This window comes from Acinetobacter chengduensis, assembly GCF_003664645.1.
GTDB lineage: Bacteria > Pseudomonadota > Gammaproteobacteria > Pseudomonadales > Moraxellaceae > Acinetobacter > Acinetobacter chengduensis.
In genome coordinates this window covers 1-15738 of the sequence record NZ_RCHC01000005.1, presented here as the reverse complement: position 1 = coordinate 15738, position 15738 = coordinate 1, and the positions used below count along the sequence as shown (strand labels likewise).

Here is a 15738-nt window from a genome sequence, read left to right as displayed (position 1 = left end):
CTTTTATTTGGTCAAATTACTAAAAATGGGATAACCCAAAGCCAAAAGTTTGACGTACAAACTTGGTGAAGCACGCTTTAACCACCAAAATAATTTCGCGTCGGGCTGTGGAATGGTATACAGCTTGCCTGCATCCAGTTGATTTAAAGTTTTTACCACCACTGCTTCACTGGTGGTAAATGCATGTTGCATGAGCAACTTGTCTGCCAAACCTGAATAACGACTAGGTAAACGGCCATTTTTCATAATATTGGTTGGAACCAAGGTGGGACAAAGTACATTCACGCGAATATTAGAAGCACGTAGCTCAGAAGCTAAGGTTTCAGACAGTGCCAACACGCTCGACTTGGTGACGTTATAGGCAGTCATTTCTGGCGCCGCCGTGTAACCTGCAGCCGATGCGACATTAATAATTGCACCAAAACCTTGTTGCTTAAACTTTGGTACAAAATAATGGCAACCATGAATCACACCCCACAAATTGACATGCATACACCACTGCCAATCGTCTAAAGATACTTCTTCAAACCTCCCGCCCAACCCCACACCCGCATTGTTAATGAGTAAACTTACAGGATGTCCAAGTAGAATCTCCGCTTGCGTTGCTAAGGCCTGCACTGCATCTTTATCGCCAACATCGCACTGAATGGCATAAGCATTTTGCCCTGTACGCTCACGTATTTGATCTACGGTTTCTTGTGCTGCTTGCACATTAATATCTGCACAAACAATCTGGCCACCACGCTGTGCCAGCTCAAGCGCAAAACTACGCCCGATTCCACTTCCTGCACCAGTGACCACCGCATAGGCATGATAACTTGGCTTTTTCTTTTGACTGAATAATCCCATCGATATGTCCTTATCTTTATATCCGTTTACACGCGTAATGCAGGGGTAAATTCTTTGGTGAAATACGGCGTTAGCACCCCAGTTTCTGGGTTTAATAAACGATCTTTGTAATATTCTAAAAATACTGAGGTATCGTGATCATTAGGGTGGAAGCTCGGGCGTAAATAATCAAAAATATGCCCAATACTGCTACCATAAACGCCATCTTTTAGGCCAAAAATTAACTGAAAACTACGTGGTACATCTTTCCAATAACTCAAGCTGATAAGATTTGATGGCTTACGGTAAAACGGCACAAAAAACGCACCCACCGAAATTAAACCCAAAATTGTAATCAGTGCTGGGAAAAAACCTGCAACACGTAAAGCATAGTTGCTGGATAAAACCTGAAATACATCAAAGGCAATGTCTTTATGTTCTGACTCTTCTAGCATGTGCCACATCCAAATGGCACGTTGCTTTTCATCACTTGAGCGAAAGAATAGCTCTTCATGATTCATCATGTACTCCGCCAAAACAGCGGTAAAATGTTCAATAGCCGCCATCAATGACAACTTCATAGGCTGTGGTAAACGCTCAAAACCGTAAGCAAATACGTAGTGTTCCAATTTACGGAAAATCGTCACAGGTAAGCCACGAAGTAAATATGCTTCATTCAGCTCTTCATGCATTTTTGAATGAATGGCTTCTTGACCAATGAGCGATGTTACCCGCTGTTTTAATACAGGGTCTTGAATAAAGTCACGATGAAAGCGTGCGGTATCAATCACCAAATCTTCACCACGGGTTAAGAAGATGGACAATGATGCAAAATAAGCACTGGCTAATTCTGCATTCATATAAAATTTTTCATCAATTTTCTGAGGCTCGAAATCAAACTTCATGTGACGAATTGGCACGACACTTGATTGGTCATTTTCATTAAATATTGGCGTGGCGAATACTTTAGACAGTGCTTTTTTAATTGGGATAATCATTTGCATAATGGCTACTCTTTTTTGTTCGCATCCGATCTGCGAAATAATCAAAAGTGGTGTGCAATACACCAACTGATGTCAAAAAAGTAAGCCAACTTGATGGCTAATCCAGTTGCAAAAATTGTCTTTAGATTGGCATTTATTACCTATCTAAAGAGATGTCTAACAATTTTTTGAATTATTTTTCTTTAAAAACCATTTTCTTATCAGTTCAGGTCACGCGCTATTTTGAAGTCATTTTACTTAAGGGCTGATCAAGCAACTCCAACACCTTGCCCGTTGCGGACTGATATATCCATTGGTGATCAAATAAGCCTTTATCTAAATGGTCAAATCTAAAGTTACCAATCGCTACGGCGTAAAAGCCTGTACCTTGTTGTTTGTGTTGCTCAATGCTTTGCATAAGCTCAGTTCCCAATTGCCCCATAATAAAGTCTGAAATCACCACAATATCTGCCTGACGAAAGCTAGGCTGTGTAAGCATATCTACTGCATGTTGCATGGCTGGAATAATGTCGGTGCCACCATGAAAAGATTGACTCAAAAACTCAAGTACATCATCTATGGCTTGTCCTTTTTTCAACTCAATTGCAGTCAGATTGGTTGAGAAATTAATTAAATACATCGGGCGCTTTTCGCGTAGCGCTTGCATAGATAAATACAAACACATCGCCTTAGAAATCAACTCAGGTTGACCGTGCATAGACCCGCTGGTGTCTAAGCAGACGATCATTGGCCCTTTTTTAGCCATGGGTTTTTTCTTGGGTTTTGCATCATCCAAAAGACGACTAGCTTGCTGGCCTTGTAAGTGAAAACTGCTGATATTGGCTTCTAGATACTTTAAATCAAATAAAATCTGTAAATCTGGATCGGCCAACAAAGCCAATTCATTCGGGAGCGCCCAAGTCAGTTCTCGTCCTAATTGTATGCCTGCAATTTCATCCGATGCCTGCTGTATCACAGCACTATCCGGCTGGCTTTGCCACTGCACCGCAACACGCTTACGCGCAGAATGAGCGGGCTGTGCCGAACCAATTAACTTACACAGCCGTTGCAAGGCAACATCGCTGGCCAAGTATTCACTCCATTGTTCAAATTTTTCGACAGCTTCTGGAGTTAATTTCCCTCTGGAATAATCAATAAAAATCCCAGTGTCTGTGCCTAAACTATCTTGATGTTTCGACATTTTTTGCAAGGACAGTAGAAAGTCCTGAATATCTTGTAAAAATGCGTCACGCATTAGCGCTAATTGTTCAAATTCCCAGTGAGCAATTGCCTCTGTAAGTTTACGTTGCCACTTATCCTTCAACATTTGAAAATATAACTGCACGCTGGTGTCATTCAGTTGTCCGTCTACATAATGCCAAGTGTCCAAAAGTTGAGAACTTGCCAATCGCTCAAGCATGATCTGATACTGTTGTTGCATTTGCTGTAATTGTGTGACGTTAACATCAGACTGTGCGAGCCAAAACTCTAGCTGATCTACCTCAGCCAGATAAGGATGTTGTGTATCTAAATTATTTTTGGCTTGATAAGCCCATTCATGCACCCGCTCATCTAACTTTTTTGCAACTTTGCGGTCATCCAACCAATGCTTAAAACTCGACTGTCCCAGTTCGCTATATAACTGATCGGTTAAACGCTGAATCGAAGCATACGTTTGCCGTACAGATGCTGTTTTTAGCGCTGGCATAGTTGCTCCAAACGCACACAATCTTTTTGCTGAAGTTGATACAGCGCTTCTCTTGCTTGCATCGCTTCAGCCAATTTTTCTGCCTGCGCTGCCAACACAAATAATGACTGCAAGGCCTGTTGCTCCTGCACAAAGAACTGGGTTTGCTGTACAGCATCCTGTTGCAACTTGAGTTTCATTTGCTCAATCTGCGAACTCAGCTGTGTCACTTGTGCTTCATTAACCTTGCTACGGACACTTCCTTTTGGATATTTAATATAAGGTGTAACTACTTCTTCTAAACCATAGTAGCCCCCCTTTAAGGTACAACGGCGAGTCCCATTATAGTTACACACAATGCCACGCACCTCTTCACCTGTAGCATCCACGGCAAAAAAATCCTTGTTGGTGCCCATCTTATCCAGCGCCAAATACAAGGTACGATCTTTATAGTGCTCATCCAAATTCATCGTGACACGTAAATACTCTGTATCCACAATCAGGTAGCTTTCATATACATCGTCGGTGTAGTAATACGCATTTAAAATATCTTGTTCTAATTGTTCTTTTTCCACAATCAATTGATCGAGCATTGACCCATGTTTAAGTCCTACTTCTAAAATAGACTCTTCGACAATTTGCCCAATCAGCTCTACTTCTTCAGGTTGCGTCCATAGGCAATGTTGCAATATAAACACATCATTGAGCGCAACTTGACTGCGCTGATCTAAAAAAGCCACTGCTTTGAGTAAATATGCCACACGTTGCCAACGTCGATCGGACACATAAATATTCAGCTCATCCAAATTCAGTGCTAAGCGCTGTTTAATTTCATCAAATACCGCTAAAACAGCATCAGGCAATTGCACTGCATAAATCTGTATACGCCATTCATCAAGCTCATGTTTTTTAATCTTGAGCGCACTATCCACTTCAGATTTTGCCATGGCAGGCTTGGCTTGTAGCAAGGCATGAAAATGATTGACCTGCTGAATAGGAGGCACCACCAAGCGCAAAATAAAACGATCATAGAGTGCATCAAGTCCCTGATCGCTTTCTGGAATTTCATTGGAAGCGCTCATCAGCACCTTTAGGGGCACATGCTGAATCATGTCGCCATTTTTAAAACTATGTTCATTCACTAAAGTGAGTAAAGTATTTAAAATCGCGGGACTGGCTTTCCAAATTTCATCTAAAAATGCAAATTCAGCACGTGGCAAATAGTGCTCAGTTTTACGAATGTACTGATCTTCTTTTAAGGCCTTAATCGATACTGGGCCAAAAATTTCTTCAGGTGTACTAAAGCGATTCATTAAGTATTCAAAATATTCTGTAATTTCAAATGCACTCGATACACGGCGCGAAATTAAACTTTTGGCGGTCCCCGGTGGGCCATATAAGAAGGTATTTAAACCTGCTACCCCAGCCACCAAACTCAATGCAATAATATGTTCACGCTCATACATGTGCTCACTCATAGCAGTAATGAGCGTGTGAATACGTTTTTTCATAATAGTTAAAACCTGAGTGAGACCAAACTATTGTAACTTTCATGTTCCATAGATGAAACCGTCAACGGCTAGTACTTGAAAAACCGCACGACAGACTGCTATTAATATCTACAGTTTATGAATCGACTTGCTTATGTTGCCTTTATTGTCTGTATTGATTCCCTTTTTAAAACTTGATCAATTTAAGTGCCGACAACTAACGCCAGCTGAGATCCAACTGTGTGAGCCTATTTTTGGTAATTTAATTGATTACAGCAAAGTCCGAATCATGAATCATTTGTTTGTACCGTGGCAAAGCCCTTGGGTGGTGATGGCACCTTATGGTGATATTCACGCACACAATCGACATTACAAGGCAGACTACAGCCAAACCAGCTTGGCCTACCAAGCACTGTTTATCCACGAGATGACCCATATTTATCAGTACCAGCAAGGTACCAATGTTTTGCTCCGCGGTGCGCTATTACAGACGGCTTATTTTCTTTCTGGCAAAAAATATAATCCTTATGCCTATCGCTTAAAACCCAACAAAACTTTTGATTGCTACAATATTGAGCAACAAGGTGATATTGCCCGAGATATTTTTTTAAATAAAATTCCAAATATCATTCTTCAGCCTAATTCAATAAATTTTGAACATTAGTTTTATTTATAATAATGAAATATAAAGTTATTTAAAAAATCTATGATATTAAACCCCAATTAATCTATGTGAATTATTTTTATATTGAGCAAAAAACCTTGCTTAAATCGCACAAAAAATAACATTTATAAGACAAGCTCAGCGCTTTGAACTTGAAATGATATAAATAAGCCTAGTATCTATGTTAAATTCAGCTAAAATAGCTAGGGCTTAATTTATGCGGTGCCTGTAATTTTTCGCGCACATATTTTATATGTCAATTTTCGCATTTAAGTTCGTTGTTTATTAATCCGCAAATACACTCCACTGGATTATTATAATAAAAATATCAGTAATTTAAGTGTATTCACCTATAGGAATAGGATTTAGTTGGAATGAATAGTTTTAAAATTGCACTCGCTCAATTCTCTCCACATATTGGAAATATAGAAGCTAATACTGCAAAAATGCTTGAGCAAGCAAATGAAGCTAAAAAACAAGATGCCGATATTATTGTTTTCCCAGAACTTTCAACGCTAGGTTATCCTGCTGAAGATTTATTGCTACGTCCTAGCTTAAATAAACGCACTAAACTCGCTTTTGATCAATTAGCAGAAATTAAAGATATCGTTTTGGTTTTTGGCTTCGTCAACACGACTGAAGATGGCCACCGTTACAACTCAGCTGCCGTGATGAAAGACGGTCAAGTTTTGGGTGTATACAACAAGCAAAATTTACCAAACTATAGCGTGTTTGATGAAAAACGTTATTTTAGCGAAGGACATCAACACCTTGTGTTTGAATACCTTGGCCATAAATTTGGTCTGTTAATTTGTGAAGATGTGTGGTCTTTACCAACAGTACAACAGCTGGCTCAGCTGAATGTAGAAACTGTACTGGTTTTAAATGCCTCACCGTATGAAGTGGGTAAACCACAGCATCGTATTGAAACCATGGGTGCATTGGCAAAACAATTGCACGTTAACTTGGTGTACTGTAACCAAGTGGGTGGTCAAGACGACTTAGTGTTTGACGGTACTAGCTTTGTGATAAACAAAGATGGTCAAGTTGCGTTACAAGCACCAAGCTTTAAAGAAGAGTTGTATGTTGCTGAATACGATGGCACACACAAAACCTTTAAAGCAGGTTCAATTACTCCTGTACTTGAAACCATGGCTGAAATTTACCAAAGCCTTGTACTTGCAACACGTGACTATGTACAACGCTCTGGTTTTAAAGGTGTAATTCTTGGCTTATCTGGCGGTATTGACTCTGCTTTAACTTTAGCAATTGCTGCTGATGCCATTGGTGCAGACAAAGTTCAAGCGGTGATGATGCCATATACCTATACTGCACAAATCAGTGTGGAAGATGCGGCTGAGCAAGCTAAAAATATGGGTGTGACATTTGGTATTGCCGAAATCAACCCAATAGTGAACAGCTTCATGCAAACGCTATACCCTTTCTTTGGCAATGCACCAGCAGATGCAACCGAAGAAAACTTGCAAGCACGTTCACGCGGTACGCTATTGATGGCGCTTTCAAACAAATTTGGTAACTTGGTTCTATCTACAGGTAACAAGTCTGAATTATCAGTGGGTTATTGCACGCTTTACGGCGATATGGTTGGCGGCTTTGCGGTATTAAAAGACGTTTATAAAACCATTGTGTTTGAATTGGCAAAATACCGTAATAGCATTGCAGAATCACCTGTTATTCCTGAACGTGTCATTACTCGTCCACCTTCAGCTGAATTGCGTCCAGATCAAAAAGATCAAGACTCTTTACCTGCTTACGATGTCCTCGATGCAATTTTGTATGCATATATTGAAGAAGACATGAGCCAAGATGACATTATTGCCAAAGGCTTTGATGCTGAAGTCGTTGCAAAAATTATCCGCCTAGTGGATTTCAATGAATACAAACGCCGTCAGGGTGCAATTGGCCCGCGCATTAGCTCACGTGCATTTAGCCGTGAACGTCGCTACCCAATTGTAAATGGTTGGAAACCTGGTATCTAATTGAACCAAACAAATGTTTAAAACAAAAAAGCCCAAACTTAATGTTTGGGCTTTTTTCAAATTCGGAATCAGTACAATTTAGACAGATTGACTACTGCATCATCCATTCAGATAAATACAGAATTTTCATTTTATTTGTGCTGAATTATTTATACTTTTTTAAAGCACAAAAAAAGAGACCAAGCTGAGAGCTTGGTCTATAAAAATGGTGGCTATGACGAGACTTGAACTTGTGACCCCCGCATTATGAGTGCGGTGCTCTAACCAACTGAGCTACATAGCCGTAAACTGTGTGCGCATTATCTAAATTTAGCCCCCCATCGTCAAGCATTTTTATTAACAAATGTTTAGTGTTTAATCAAATACGACTTTTTCAGCCAAAAAACAAACAAATTCAACATAGTTTAGTGTTTTTTTCACGTATTTTTATATTTAATTCTTTCTAAATCAGTATCAGGACTCCAATATGCACAAAAAAATGATCCCCCTACTCCTGAGCATGGGCCTATTTACAGGTTGCCAAGTTATTTCTCCCGTGTTTGTTGACTATAATGGCGTGCGCCGTGATGTTGCACAGTGGATTAACCAGCATACATTCCTCAGCATGCAACAAAAACGCAGTATGGCGCAGCTCAGTCGTGCACAACAAAAAATCGTGCGCTTTGCAGATTTAAATGCTGAGCAACAACTCGAACTAGCACGTGAAAATCAAATCGCCTTAAGCTGTGCGTCACAACGATTAAGCCAAAAGAAAATTCAACAGTTGCAACAACAAATTTTTGATGAAAAAACTGCAAAAGTTTTACTCAGCTATGAACAATTGGCACCTAAAATTAAACTCGATGCCTCACAAATTCAATGTGACTAATTTTTTCTTTCATATTCAGTCTCAAACTTCAGTTAGGGGCTGAAATACTTTTGAGCTTGTAACGATTCATCTCTGCTTTTATTTTTAATTTTTCAATAACAAGATATTTCACACTAGACCAGAAATCACACACAAGCATCTGTTTACATGTGGTTTTTTAAGACACCATGTATAATTATCCCTATGTATTTACTAGGTTTTATTTTATTTAAAACTTAGGTATGCTCAATGAATAAGCTTTAAAACGATTTTTATATTTCTATACATTCATTTATATTTAGATCAGGAGTATTCACATGACTTTTCAGAATATTTTAGTTCCTGTAGACGGCTCAGAAACTTCTTATGCCGCAGTAGATAAAGCAATCGAAATTGCACAAGCATTCAAAAGTAAAATTACTGTGGTTCAAGTCCTAACTTTAGACCCTTATATTGCCGCTGAATATATTAGTGCATCACAAACCAATGACTTAATTGAACGCGCACGCGTTTCAATTCAAGCAACACTAAATGAAGCTTTGACTAAATTTGAAGGCACTGGCCTTACTGTTGAATCCAAGCTTCTTGAAGGCCAAGTGGTGCATAGTGAAATTGCCAAAGCAGCAGATGAATTACATGCCGATCTGATTGTGATTGGTTCACACGGGCGCACAGGTCTAAAAAAATTCTTTTTAGGTAGCGTTGCGCAAAGTGTATTAGGTTCTGCTCAAGCTCCAGTGCTGATTGTGCGTAAGTAATACACGCTCGCTAAGGTACTTTATATCTTAGCATTCTTGGTATTGAGTGATGCATCAAAACCTCTTCACCCATTGGAGAGGTTTTTTATGGTTGCCATTGATAGCGTTTCAAATTCACTTTGCCCTCAAATACAACTACACCCTCTTCCAACAACAATTGCTGTTGCTTATTCATCCCCTGCATATTCAGCTCAATCACACTAAAACGCCCCTGCGCATTAATTACCCGATGCCAAGGAATAGACTGGTCTTCATCTAATAATTTTAAAACTCGACCAACCATACGTGCATGCTTTGGTAAGCCTGCCAGTTTGGCTATCTGCCCATAAGTTGCAACGGTTCCATAAGGAATTAATTTCACTACATTTAAAATTTGTATTGCTAGCTCAGCATTTTGATTTGGCATTTTGAATACCTCAAGCATAAAAAAGAGAGCCCGTAGGCTCTCCTTTATTGTTAATGATTTAAACTATTTAGACAATTCTTAGATCAATGGTAGATCAAATGATTGTTGTCTAAAAGCTCTTGCAATGTTACATCGGTATTTTTCAATGTAAGAAGCTCAGTCTTGCCATTGAACGTGCTACCTTGACCATCACGATCGATACTAATAATCGTATTACCGTGACCATCTTTAGCAACCGATACATAGTTACCAATATTGGCCGCCGTAACGTTTTGACCTTGTAACAACTCACTGATGTCGATCTTGTCGCCATCTGCTTTCTTGAAGTCAGTCCAAGTGTCATGTCCATTACCACCAGTTGCTTCAGCAGTATTAAGTAACTTGAAGATTACGGTGTCTGCACCAGCATTGGTTGTATAAACGTCATTACCAGCAGAGCTCTTAATCACATCGTTACCAATGCTTGTGTTGTACTCATAGCCAGTCTCAATATTGAGATGCGCGACAGATGTATCACCATTTGGTGCAACCAATTTATAGGCAAATTGATCACCAGTACCTACTTTAAATGCTGAGTCTGTCACGCTGTATGTGTAGCTACCGTCAGACTTAATGGTTAAGTCACCATGTGCACCTTTCACCGTTACACCCGTGCTAGTCACAGCAGTGTAGGTTAGACCACCATCTTTCGAGATATACAGGTCAGTATATTTCGAAGCCAGTACATCTACGCCGTGACCATCATTGTCTGTAAGTAGATTACCTTTGGTTTGTGTTGCAAGTGATTTCGCAGTGAAGTCATCAAGATCAATCACACTACGTGTAATTGACGCATTTACGTTACCTCCAACACTGAGTAAACCAGAGTTACTGACGATCTCAATCGTATATTTACCCTCTTTCAGACCAGGAATGCTAAGTGCATTACCATTTGGCAAGATACCAATCACATCTACCAGTGAACTTGCATTGGTTGATGCTACGATTTTGCCTGTAGCATCTTTTACATTCACATTTGTAGTACCTAGAAGAGACACAAGCTGTGATGAACCAAAAGTGATGTTTACATTTTCAATTGTACCTTTCGCTACTGTAATGTCAGTTGTACCACTTGTTTTACCTAGCGTTATACCAAATAAACCAATCGACCAAGAGTAACTAATCGATTTAGCTGCACCTACACTTACAGCATTGGTTGCTTGAATGCCGATGGTATCCGAGTTGTCTGTTGCAACGACTGTCGTTGCATCATGTTGTGGATTCGCAGCATCCCATTTCACAGCAAGATCACTCGCTGTACCAATGTGAATAATTAAGTTTGCAGTATCAGTTTTACCAGTGACTGGATCTGTCACTGTATAGCTAAATACTTCAGACTTACCAATATTCGTTACGTTTGCAGTTGGTTTATAGGTATACGAACCATCTTTGGCAATCGTCAGTGTACCGTGGTCACCAGTAATCACTGTTGTATCAGTAGCACTCACAGCTTTGCCGTTCACAGTAGTCACTGTTGTACCTGTTGGTACATTATCTTTACCGTAAACGCCGTCAGCATCTGTAATCACGTTACCAGATTTATTGGTTACACCAGAAACTACAGGGTCTTTTGATGTATCCAATACTTGCAATGACAAGTCCGCTTTAATACTTGTAAATGCACCAAGGAAAGAACCACCTGTAAACTCAAACGCATACTTACCAGGAAGTAAATTATTTACTTTTACTTGTGTGCTTTCACCAAAGATACCGAGTAAGTCGAATAAACCTGAATCTTTATTTGAACCGAGTAATGTTCTTGTACCATCATCGTTCAATTTATAAAGCTTCATCTCTGCTTTATCAAACAAGTTGATTAATGAACCCGTTGTTACACTAATGGTTGCATTACCAACTTCATTTTCACCTACAGAGAAATTACCTGTATACGTTTTTGTACCGATATTTAATATAGATGATTCATTAAATAGTTTAGTTGAACGTGTATCAACTACAGGATAATTGAAGTTAATGCCAGCATCTACCAAGTTATCTACTGCATCCACAGTGATGTTTGGTGCTTTCGTACCTGTTTTACCAGATTCGCCACCGCCATCACTCGCACTCACTAACAATGTTTGACCATCTGTTAATGCAGTCGGTAATTTAATGCTGTAGTTACCATTCGCATCTGAATTACCCTGTGCAATAACGGTCGTACCATCTGGTGCATACACTTTAATCACAGAGTTCGCTTCTGCTGTACCCGTAACTGTATCGCCTTTGCTATTAATAGTTGCAGTTGGTGCATCTGGCGCATACAAGTCTGGTGCATTTGCTGGAGTCGCAAGTGATTCACCACCTGGGTCTTTCGCTGTCACTTTAACTGTTTCACCATCTACCAATGCTGGATTTAGCGGTACTGTGTATTTACCGTCTGCACCTGCTACTGTAGTACCAATCACTGTTGTACCTTTGCTACCGCCATAGACTTGAACGATTGCATTTGGCTCTGTTACACCTGTTACTGATTTACCATCAGCAGCTACTTGTGCAGTTGGTGCATCTGGCGCATACAAGTCTGGTGCAGTGGCTGTTACTGGTACAGATTCGCCACCTGGGTCTTTTGCAGTCACTTTAACAGTTTCGCCATCCACTTGAGCAGGATTCAATGCGACTGAGTACTGACCTGAAGCGTCCACAGTTCCTGTACCCAAGACTGTTTTACCGTCTTCAGTATATACAGTCACTGATGAACCTGGTTGTGCTTTACCTGTGACAAATGCACCTGTTTGAGCATCTACTTGTGCAGTTAAGATGCTTGGTAATGAAGTATCAACCAATGTATCTGTTGCTGTGCCTGCATTACCTGCTTTATCAGTTGCAGTTGCTGTGTATGTACCTTCTGCTGCAGTTGCTGGAACTGTTGCAGTGTACGTACCATCTGGATTAACCGTTACAGGAACGTTGTTACCTGCTGGGTCTTTCACGCTTACTGTAGCACCCGGTTCAGTTTTACCTGTAATGCTTGCTGTACCATCTGGATTAGACACTACATCAATCACAACCGTAGGAGCAACGTTATCAGCTAGGTCATCTGTTGCTGTGCTTGGATTACCTGCTTTATCGGTTGCTGTAACAGTGTAAGTCCCTTCTGGTGCTGGTGCTGGAACAGTCGCTGTGTAAGTACCATCTGGATTAACCGTTACAGGAACGTTGTTACCTGCTGGGTCTTTCACGCTTACTGTTGCGCCTGGCTCAGTTTTACCTGTTACTGTTGCTGTGCCATCTGCATTTGGTGTGATATCTACAGTCACTTGTGGACCGATATTGTCATCAAGTACATCTGTTGCCGTACCAGTATTACCCGCTTTATCGGTTGCAGTTGCTGTATATGTACCTTCTGGTGCTGGTGCTGGAACTGTTGCTGTGAACGTACCATCTGGATTAACCGTTACAGGAACGTTGTTACCTGCTGGGTCTTTCACGCTTACTGTTGCGCCTGGCTCAGTTTTACCTGTAATGCTCGCTGTACCGTCCGCATTTGGTGTTACATCCAAGTTCACAATTGTTGGAGCAACATTGTCTACAAGCACATCTGTGCCTGTACCTACGTTGCCAGCTTTATCTGTTGCAGTAGCAGTATATGTCCCTTCTGCAGCTGGTGCTGGAACAGTTGCTGTGTAAGTACCATCTGGATTCACCGTTACAGGAACGTTGTTACCTGCTGGATCTTTCACGCTTACTGTAGCGCCAGGTTCAGTTTTACCTGTTACTGTTGCTGTGCCATCTGCATTTGGTGTGATATCTACAGTCACCACAGGTGCAACATTGTCATCAAGATCCGCTGTAGATGTTGAGCTATTACCTGCAGCATCTTTCGCTGTTGCTGTGTATGTCCCTTCTGCTGCTGGTGCTGGTGCAACTGCACTGAAAGTACCGTCTGGATTTACAGTTACTTTTAGATCATTTCCGTTCGGATCTTTCACAGTCACTGTTGCGCCAGGTTCTGACTTACCTGTGATTGTTGCTGTACCGTCTGGATTTGCTGTTACTGTTAATGCATCAAGCTGTGCCACGGTGTCTACTGTGACATTTGTTGAATCTGGATCACTCAAGTTACCTGCGCGATCTTTTGCAACTACTTCAACTTTGTAAGTGCCATCTGCAAGGTTTGGCGCTGTATATGTCCAGCTACCATCCGTCGCAACTACTGCAGCACCAGATGCAAGGACTGTACCTGCTGCATCTTTCACAGTCACTGTTACAGTTGCATTCGCTTCTGTTTTACCAGAGAAGCTCGGTGTTGCATCACTCACAACGCCTGCATCATCAATATCAATTGTTGGCTTAACAGTATCAACAATGAAGCTGATATTTGCTGGAGCACTTGTTACACCATAAACATCTTTTGAAATCGCTTCTAAACGGAATTGACCATCTGCTAGTGCTTGAGTTGGTGTATATGACCAGCGACCTGTAGATGTATTTAATACAGCTTGTCCAGATTCAACTAAGTTATTATTAGCATCATAAATGTTAATTTTCACTTCCACACTGTTCATAGATGAACCGTTGAAAGTTTGTTTAGGGTTATTGGTTGCAGGTGGTAATGGCTCTGCAGCAAGTAAAGTACGCGCCGCGAACTTCATAACCGGTGCAGCCGCTGGTGCTGCAAAGAAGTCGAATGGATCGATTTCTACTGTTGGAAGTGTAATATCACCTTTCACACTCGTACCTGTACCAAGGTTGCCTGCTTTATCGGTATATGTACCATTTGCAATCGAAACTTCAACAGTTTGAATTGCAGCCGTACCGTTTCCTTTCACCAGTGCAGTCCATTGAGTATCAGAAACCTTAACAAAGTTATTTAATGTACCGCCAAGTACAGTGACATCCGATGCATCAAAACCAATTACAGGTTCGCTGAAATTAATGACCAGCGTACCATTCACATCAAATGCAACTGTCACACTTGGTGCTGTGGTATCAACACTTGCAATATCATTTGATGCGCTATTACCTTTACCATTATTACCAGCAAGATCTGTGTATGAATTATCATCAACACTTACTGTCACTGTACCCAACGCGCCTGTGTTGCCATTTGCAACAACATGACCTGTCCAAGAACCATCAGCTTGTTGAGCAAGACCACTCACTGTACCGCCAGTTACTTTCACATCAGTCGCATCAAAACCTTTCACTGGTTCACTGAAGGTAATCTTCAAGTTGCCATTTGCATCCAACGTCACTGTTGAAGTCGGCGCAATCGTATCAAAACCTGGAACGGTTTGACTACCAATTGCTAGTTGACCTGGATTACCAGCATTGTCTGTATATGAACCCGCTGGAATTGTAATATCTACTTGACCTGGTGCACCTTGTGGATCATTCGATACAACATGACCTGTCCATGAGCCGTCTGGTTGTTGAGTGAGGCCACTTACTGTGCCACCTGCTACAACTAAATCAGATGGAGTAAAGTCTTTTACCGGCTCGCTGAAGCTAATTGTCACTTCACCTGCTGGGGTAATCACAATTGTTGCTGTCGGTGCAGTCGTATCTACACTTGCAATATCATTTGATGCGCTATCACCTTTACCGTTATTGCCAGCAAGGTCGGTATATGAGTTGTCTGCAACACTCACAGTCACTGTACCGATCGCACCTGTGTTTCCATCAGCAACCACTTTGCCTGTCCAAGAACCATCAGCTTGTTGAGCAAGGCCGCTCACTGTACCACCAGCCACTTTCACATCAGTTGCATCGAAACCTTTCACTGCTTCGCTGAACGTGATCTTCAAGTTGCCATTTGCATCCAACGTCACTGTTGAAGTTGGTGCTGTGGTGTCAATACTTGGAATATCTTTAGATGCACTATTGCCTTTGCCGTTATTTCCTGCAAGGTCTGTGTATGAATTATCATCAACACTTACTGTTACTGTACCCAACGCGCCTGTGTTGCCATTTGCAACAACATGACCTGTCCAAGATCCATCTGCTTGTTGAGCAAGACCACTCACAGTACCGCCAGTTACTTTCACATCAGTTGCATCAAAGCCTTTTACTGCTTCGCTGAATGTGATTTTCAAA

General features: G+C 41.0%; 10 protein-coding genes and 1 tRNA gene. 4 read left to right on the top strand and 7 right to left on the bottom strand.

Going from position 1 to position 15738, the window contains the following annotated elements; all coding sequences use genetic code 11:
* Window positions 1-3 precede the first annotated feature (3 nt).
* The 4 genes from D9K81_RS05635 to D9K81_RS05620 all read right to left on the bottom strand — a co-directional run bounded on the left by D9K81_RS05635 (window position 4) and on the right by D9K81_RS05620 (window position 5009).
* Window positions 4-849, bottom strand: a complete 846-nt coding sequence (locus D9K81_RS05635; RefSeq protein WP_120374330.1) for an SDR family NAD(P)-dependent oxidoreductase — start codon at window positions 847-849, stop codon at window positions 4-6.
* Between the two features lie 26 nt (window positions 850-875).
* Complete coding sequence (locus D9K81_RS05630) at window positions 876-1832, bottom strand: metal-dependent hydrolase (RefSeq protein ID WP_120374329.1); 957 nt, start codon at window positions 1830-1832, stop codon at window positions 876-878.
* A 217-nt stretch (window positions 1833-2049) separates the two neighbouring features.
* On the bottom strand, window positions 2050-3519 hold the full coding sequence (locus D9K81_RS05625) for a VWA domain-containing protein (protein ID WP_120374328.1): 1470 nt from the start codon (window positions 3517-3519) through the stop codon (window positions 2050-2052).
* Window positions 3507-5009, bottom strand: a complete 1503-nt coding sequence (locus D9K81_RS05620; RefSeq protein ID WP_120374327.1) for an AAA family ATPase — start codon at window positions 5007-5009, stop codon at window positions 3507-3509. The genes D9K81_RS05625 and D9K81_RS05620 overlap by 13 nt, the downstream gene beginning before the upstream one ends.
* Before the next feature lie 133 nt (window positions 5010-5142).
* On the opposite strand from D9K81_RS05620, the gene D9K81_RS05615 reads away from it, so the two are divergent.
* Together D9K81_RS05615 and D9K81_RS05610 are read left to right on the top strand one after the other, a co-directional pair.
* Window positions 5143-5652 (top strand): hypothetical protein, encoded by a 510-nt coding sequence (locus D9K81_RS05615; protein ID WP_120374326.1) that lies wholly within the window; start codon window positions 5143-5145, stop codon window positions 5650-5652.
* Window positions 5653-6026: 374 nt separating this feature from the next.
* Entirely contained in the window at window positions 6027-7652 is a 1626-nt protein-coding gene (locus tag D9K81_RS05610; protein ID WP_120374325.1) for an NAD+ synthase, read from the top strand.
* Window positions 7653-7858: 206 nt separating this feature from the next.
* Here the strand turns inward: D9K81_RS05610 and D9K81_RS05605 are convergent.
* Window positions 7859-7935 (bottom strand) — tRNA-Met (locus D9K81_RS05605).
* 183 nt (window positions 7936-8118) lie between these two features.
* Here D9K81_RS05605 and D9K81_RS05600 point away from each other — a divergent pair.
* Together D9K81_RS05600 and D9K81_RS05595 are read left to right on the top strand one after the other, a co-directional pair.
* Window positions 8119-8520 (top strand): hypothetical protein, encoded by a 402-nt coding sequence (locus D9K81_RS05600; RefSeq protein WP_120374324.1) that lies wholly within the window; start codon window positions 8119-8121, stop codon window positions 8518-8520.
* 296 nt (window positions 8521-8816) lie between these two features.
* Window positions 8817-9257, top strand: a complete 441-nt coding sequence (locus D9K81_RS05595; protein ID WP_120374323.1) for a universal stress protein — start codon at window positions 8817-8819, stop codon at window positions 9255-9257.
* 85 nt (window positions 9258-9342) lie between these two features.
* On the opposite strand, the gene D9K81_RS05590 is transcribed toward D9K81_RS05595, so the two are convergent.
* Together D9K81_RS05590 and D9K81_RS05585 are read right to left on the bottom strand one after the other, a co-directional pair.
* Complete coding sequence (locus tag D9K81_RS05590; protein ID WP_120374436.1) at window positions 9343-9663, bottom strand: MGMT family protein; 321 nt, start codon at window positions 9661-9663, stop codon at window positions 9343-9345.
* 83 nt (window positions 9664-9746) lie between these two features.
* The gene (locus D9K81_RS05585; RefSeq protein WP_228199823.1) at window positions 9747-15737 is read right to left on the bottom strand and encodes a BapA/Bap/LapF family large adhesin; all 5991 of its coding nucleotides are present in this window, start codon (window positions 15735-15737) and stop codon (window positions 9747-9749) included.
* Between the last annotated feature and the right edge of the window lies 1 nt (window position 15738).